This is a genomic window from Pseudomonas sp. NPDC087639, assembly GCF_044743385.1.
In the GTDB taxonomy this organism is placed as follows: Bacteria; Pseudomonadota; Gammaproteobacteria; order Pseudomonadales; family Pseudomonadaceae; genus Aquipseudomonas.
Genome location: NZ_JBIUWI010000063.1, coordinates 1 through 6,261 on the forward strand (window position 1 = coordinate 1; position 6,261 = coordinate 6,261).

Annotated in this window: 6 protein-coding genes; all 6 read right to left on the bottom strand. The window is 58.8% G+C overall.

Features of this window, described 5'->3' with window-relative positions:
- Positions 1-756, bottom strand: a 756-nt coding sequence (locus ACIOVB_RS21840) for a mechanosensitive ion channel family protein (protein WP_401271288.1), incomplete at its 3' end; no start/stop codon positions are given.
- A 2-nt stretch (positions 757-758) separates the two neighbouring features.
- The gene (locus ACIOVB_RS21845; protein ID WP_008076827.1) at positions 759-1,007 is read right to left on the bottom strand and encodes a hypothetical protein; all 249 of its coding nucleotides are present in this window, start codon (positions 1,005-1,007) and stop codon (positions 759-761) included.
- A 63-nt stretch (positions 1,008-1,070) separates the two neighbouring features.
- Positions 1,071-2,066: a zinc transporter ZntB gene (locus ACIOVB_RS21850; protein WP_187680655.1), complete on the bottom strand. Its 996-nt coding sequence runs from the start codon at positions 2,064-2,066 to the stop codon at positions 1,071-1,073.
- A gap of 21 nt (positions 2,067-2,087) precedes the next feature.
- A complete protein-coding gene (gene rraA / locus ACIOVB_RS21855) occupies positions 2,088-2,579 on the bottom strand; it encodes a ribonuclease E activity regulator RraA (RefSeq protein ID WP_008061717.1) in 492 nt (163 codons plus the stop codon).
- Positions 2,580-2,805: 226 nt separating this feature from the next.
- Positions 2,806-3,795: an alpha/beta fold hydrolase gene (locus ACIOVB_RS21860; protein WP_401271291.1), complete on the bottom strand. Its 990-nt coding sequence runs from the start codon at positions 3,793-3,795 to the stop codon at positions 2,806-2,808.
- 99 nt (positions 3,796-3,894) lie between these two features.
- On the bottom strand, positions 3,895-6,261 hold a 2,367-nt coding region (gene ppsA / locus ACIOVB_RS21865), incomplete at its 5' end, for a phosphoenolpyruvate synthase (RefSeq protein WP_401271294.1).

Consider the following 6,261-nt stretch of genomic DNA (forward strand, 5'->3'; position numbering starts at 1 on the left):
CAGCAATTTGGATTTAACCGTTCCGATCTCATCGATCTGGCCTTCGACCTCTCCAACACGCACTTGTTGACCAACCTGATACAACTCACGCACATAGATTCCCGCAATAATCTGACCGGAAATTTCCCGGCTTCCCAGGCCCATGGCCAGCGCAACCGCCAGACCAACGGTAATCAAAACGATGACGATCACATGGTTCAGCAGGTCGGTCTTGACCTCAAGCTGACTGATCGCTACCGAGATGCTGATGATGATCACCAGCCCCTGAGCAATTCGCCCCAGCCCCGAAGCGTAGTCCAGGCCTACGCCCTCTGCCGCCCCGCGCACCAGTCCGTTCGCCAGTTGAGCAAGCAAAACGCCCACCAGCAACACCAGCGCGGCGCCGAAAACCTTCGGCAAATACAGCGCCAACATATCAAGCGTAGCTGAAACTCGCTCAAGCCCAAGGGATTCTGCTGCAGAAACCAGAAAAATCAGCAGAACGAACCAGTAGACAATCTTGCCGATCAGGGTCGAGATCGGTACTTGCAGCCCCGCCCGCGACATCAATTTCGTCAGCCCGGTGCCGCCCATCAGGCGATCAAGACCCAGTTTGGCGAGCAGTTTGGACAGCAAGGTATCGAGCAGCTTGGCCACGACGAAACCCAACAGCAGCACGACCAGTGCGCCGAACAGGTTCGGAATGAAGTTGGCGACTTTGGTCCACAACGCAGTCATTGCAGTGACGAGGCTCTGAGTCCAGAGATCAAGTTCCATATTCAATCAGCCTTATCAGCAGTGCGAGCGGTAGGTTTACGAAGACGGGAAACCGGCGACACGTGGGCCGATCCGTTATTCAGGGCGATCATCAGCGCGGGCAGCCAGCGGCCCAGCAGACTGAACAGATCACCGGCGCCGACCTGGCGGTTGGCGGTTTTGAGTACGCGGCCCAGGCATGCATCGTCGTCGCGGCTGGACGGCGAGGCGTTGAGCATGTCGCGCAAAGACTGTTCAAACGGATCGTGCATACGCACCTCTCGTGATGTCTGTGAAAGACGCGGGCAAATTTGGTCGGGTCACATGCGCCATTTTCAAACCCAGCGCAAACGGCGGAATAACCACCATTGTCCGAACGCCATGGCGAGCACCGTCAGACAGGCGATCAGGAAGCCATAAGGGCTGCTCGCGAAGGGAATTCCGCCAACGTTGATGCCCAATAGACCGGTGATAAAACTCATCGGCAAAAAGATGCAGGTGATGATCCCGAAGCGATACATCGTGCGATTCATGCGCAGGCTCAAACGCCGGTCTTCAGCCTCCAGGACAAGCCCCACGCGCTCTCGAGTCAATTCGAGCTCTTCCAGATAGCGGGTCAGACTGTTGTTCAATTCGTTCCAGTAATCGGCGTCGTCATCGACAAACCAAGGCAGTTTTATCCGCGTCAGCTGTCCGAAAATATCCCGCTGCGGCGCGAGAAAACGCTTCAGCCCGGCCGCTCTGCGACGGATGTGCAAAATGGCGCCATGCTCCGGGGTATACCGTTCGTCGGCATCCATCTTTTCTTCTTCCTCATCGGCGATTTCCGAGAGGCAAGTGACCAGATCCTGCACTTTATTAGTGAGCAACTGCGCCATATAAAGCATCAATTCAGAGGAGGTTTTCGGGCCCTTGCCCTCCTCCAGCATCGTCAGCAACTCATCGGTGGCCCGTAGCGGGCGCAAACGAAGAGAAATCACGCGCTGAGCGGAGGCGAAAATCCGCACCGAGACCATGTCTTCCGGCTCGGCGCCCGGATTGAGGTTGACCCCGCGCAAGAACAGCAGCAGCTCGGAGTCGGGCAACGGCAACAGGCGCGGCCGGGTGTTCTCTTCCAGCAGCAGGTCACAGGTAAACTCATTGAGACCGCTGGATTTGCGTAGCCAGGTCTGGGTTTGCGGATGACTGCGATCCCAATGCAGCCACAGGCTTTCATGGGCCTGCAGCTGCAGATCGTCGAGCTCAGTTCGGGCTATCGAACGCGCACCGCCATTACCATCCAGCACCAGGGCATGCACCAGCCCCCATTGCGCGTTTTCTTCCTCGAACATCCTCATCCCTATGTCGAAAGCTTATTCAGGCATCTTCAGCGGGCTCGGCGAAACGATCACGCCGTTGTTGTCCGCGTAGATGTAGTGGCCTGGGTGAAATGTCACGCCAGCAAACGTGACTGCAACGTTGAGATCGCCAATACCGCGCTTGTCGGTTTTCATCGGGTGGCTGGCCAGCGCCTGAACGCCAAGATCAGTCTGGGCAATGACGTCGACGTCACGGATGCAGCCGTAGATCACCAGCCCTTCCCAACCATTTTTCGCGGCTTTCTCGGCGATCATGTCGCCCAGCAGTGCGCGGCGCAGAGAACCACCACCATCGACCACCAGCACCTTGCCGTTACCCTTGAGCTCGGCTTGTTCCTTGACCAGCGAGTTGTCTTCGAAGCATTTGATGGTCACGATTTCGCCGCCGAACGAATCACGGCCGCCGAAATTGCTGAACATCGGTTCCAACACCTGCACCAGCTCCGGATAGGCGTCGCACAGGTCAGGCGTGAGGTAATGGTTCATCGAAAAACTCCTGTAAAAAGGAAGACGATCAAGGATGACGCACTCTTTTGAGACGAGTCCCGGCGGTCGCTGTTTACCTTAGTTCATCCCATGGTTGCTGAACGAACCTGAACAAACGCTGAAACGTAATAGCGAAACAGCCACCAAATATGACCAGAACCGCACAATGCGTCATATCTTAGCCGCAAGCTGATCCGAGCGAAATGCCCTTTTCAGAGCCCTCGCCTCAGACCGCAGCAGCCCGATCCGGCTTATCGCCCAGCAACGGTGTGTGCTGATCCTGAAGCCAACGCGCCACCAGTGGCCATACTTCGGCTTGTGCAGCCTTGCTCACCAGCATCTCGACGTGACCGAAATTATCCTTGAAGCCCTGCTCACGCCCCAGATTGATGAATTGCTTGTGCTCGGAACCGATCTGCTCGAACAGTTTGCGACAAGCCCAGGCAGGATCCTGATGATCCCCTGTCGCACTGACCGCCAGCACCGGCACCTGAACATCGGCAAGACCGGCCCACCAGTCCTTGTCCTTGTCGCCAAAGCGGCCGAACAGGCCGTACCAACGCATGCTTTCCAGTGCCAGCCCGATCGGCTCGTCTTCCGGGCCGCGCTTGAGGCGTGAACCAGACAGCTGCGCAAAGCGCTTGAGAATGAAGCGACCGCTCCATTCCACCGGCGGAATTTTCAACGGCCAATAGGTGCGGCTCACCTGCGCTCCAAAAAACGCCGCCGAAGCCACCGCCGGCTCGCCCAGGTATTCGCCGCCGAGCGCGGCAGCCAACGTGATGCCGCCCAGCGAATGGCCGATCCAGTGCGGCACCTGCCCGCTCTGCTCACGCACGAATGCGGCAATCGCCGGCAGATCGTAACGGGAGTAGTCGGCAACGCGATTGCGCCGGTACTCCTCGTTGCGCTGCGACAGGCCGTGGCCGCGCATCTCCGGAATCCACACATCAAAACCCAGACGCGCCAGATACGCCCCCAGCCCCAGGCCTTTGGGTGAAAACCAGAAGCGCCGATTGGAAAAACTGCCGTGCAGCAGAATGACCGGCACCCCGCGCACCGCCGGTTCATCGGCCATGCCCAGACGGGTGACGGCGATTTCCACGGACCAGTCCGGGCTGTTGCCGGGCTTCAATCGATAAACGTCTTCGCTCAGATCGCCGCGCCGCTCGGCGCTGATCAGGGCGACAGGAAATAGGTTGCTGCTGCTTTGCATAATGCTCTTGCACAAAAAAGGGCGGCATCCGAAGGCGCTCGCCCTGTTTGAAACACTAAAAGAACCGCTCCGTGTGGGAGCGGCCCGTTCACATACTTATCAAGCCTGCGGCTGGCCTTCGGCGAGGAAGAACCAGGTTTCCAGCACGGTGTCCGGGTTCAGCGACACGCTTTCGATGCCCTGTTCCATCAGCCACTTGGCCAGATCCGGGTGGTCCGAAGGGCCCTGACCGCAGATACCGATGTACTTGCCAGCCTTGTTGCACGCGGCAATCGCGTTGGCCAACAGCTTCTTGACCGCCGGATTACGCTCGTCGAACAGGTGCGCGATGATCCCGGAGTCACGATCCAGACCCAGCGTCAGTTGAGTGAGGTCGTTGGAACCGATCGAGAAGCCGTCGAAGAATTCGAGGAATTCTTCAGCGAGAATCGCGTTCGATGGCAGTTCGCACATCATGATCACGCGCAACCCGTTCTCGCCGCGCTTCAATCCGTTCTCTGCCAGCAGATCCACAACCTGGCTGGCTTCGCCGAGGGTACGCACGAACGGCACCATGATTTCGACGTTGGTCAGGCCCATCTCGTTGCGCACACGTTTCAGCGCGCGGCATTCGAGTTCGAAGCAGTCACGGAACGATTCGCTGATGTAACGCGAAGCGCCACGGAAGCCCAGCATCGGGTTTTCTTCTTCCGGCTCGTACAGTTTGCCGCCGATGAGGTTGGCGTATTCGTTGGACTTGAAGTCCGACAAACGCACGATGACCTTCTTCGGAGCGAACGCGGCCGCGAGGGTACTGATGCCTTCAACCAGTTTTTCGACGTAGAAACCGACCGGATCGTCGTAACCGGCGATGCGCTTGTCGACGCTTTCCTTGATTTCCGGCGGCAGGCCGTCGTAGTTCAACAGCGCTTTGGGGTGGACGCCGATCATGCGGTTGATGATGAATTCCAGACGGGCCAGGCCCACACCGGCGTTCGGCAGTTGCGCGAAGTCGAAAGCGCGATCCGGGTTGCCGACGTTCATCATGATCTTGAACGGCAGATCCGGCATGGCATCCACGGAGTTCTTCTTGATGTCGAAGCCCAGTTCGCCTTCGAAGATGTAACCGGTGTCGCCTTCGGCGCACGAAACGGTCACACCCTGGCCATCTTTCAGCAATTGGGTGGCGTTGCCGCAACCTACAACCGCCGGAATACCCAGTTCACGAGCGATGATCGCCGCGTGGCAGGTACGGCCGCCACGGTTGGTGACGATGGCGCTGGCGCGTTTCATGACCGGTTCCCAGTCCGGGTCGGTCATGTCGGAGACCAGCACGTCGCCCGGCTGGACTTTGTCCATCTCGGACACGTCCTTGATGATACGAACCTTGCCGGCGCCGATGCGCTGGCCGATGGCGCGACCTTCAACCAGCACGGTGCCGGTTTCTTTCAACAGGTAACGTTCCATGACGTTGGCCTGGGTGCGGCTTTTCACGGTTTCCGGACGGGCCTGCACGATGTACAGCTTGCCGTCGTCACCGTCCTTGGCCCACTCGATGTCCATCGGGCACTGGTAGTGCTTTTCGATGATCATCGCTTGCTTGGCCAATTCGCTGACTTCAGCGTCGCTCAGGCAGAAACGTGAGCGGTCAGCCTTGTCGACATCGACGGTCTTGACCGAACGACCGGCCTTGGCCTCGTCGCCGTAGATCATTTTGATAGCTTTACTGCCCAGGTTGCGACGCAGGACCGCCGGACGACCGGCCTCCAGCGTGCCCTTGTGCACGTAGAACTCATCCGGGTTCACCGCGCCTTGTACAACGGTTTCGCCCAGGCCGTAGGCGCCGGTGATGAACACCACGTCACGGAAACCGGATTCGGTATCGAGTGTGAACATCACGCCGGCGGTGCCGGTTTCCGAACGCACCATGCGCTGCACGCCAGCCGACAGGGCGACCAGTTTGTGGTCGAAGCCCTGGTGCACGCGGTAGGAAATCGCACGGTCGTTGAACAGCGAGGCGAATACCTCTTTGGCGGCGCGGATAACGTTTTCCACACCACGGATGTTCAGAAAGGTTTCCTGCTGGCCGGCGAAAGAAGCATCCGGCAAGTCTTCGGCAGTAGCGGAAGAACGCACGGCTACGGCCACGTCAGGGTTGCCGGCCGACAGCGCGGCGAACGCGGTGCGGATTTCGGCATTCAGTTTTTCAGGGAATTCGGCGTCCATGATCCATTGGCGGATCTGGGCGCCGGTCTTGGCCAGGGCATTGACGTCGTCGACGTCGAGAGCGTCGAGGGCCTGGTGGATCTGGTCGTTGAGGCCGCTCAGTTCGAGGAAGTCGCGATAGGCCTGCGCGGTGGTGGCAAAGCCGCCAGGGACCGACACACCGGCACCTGCCAGGTTGCTGATCATCTCGCCCAGGGATGCGTTCTTGCCCCCCACATGCTCAACATCGTGTTTGCCGAGCTTATCGAGGGAAACTACGTA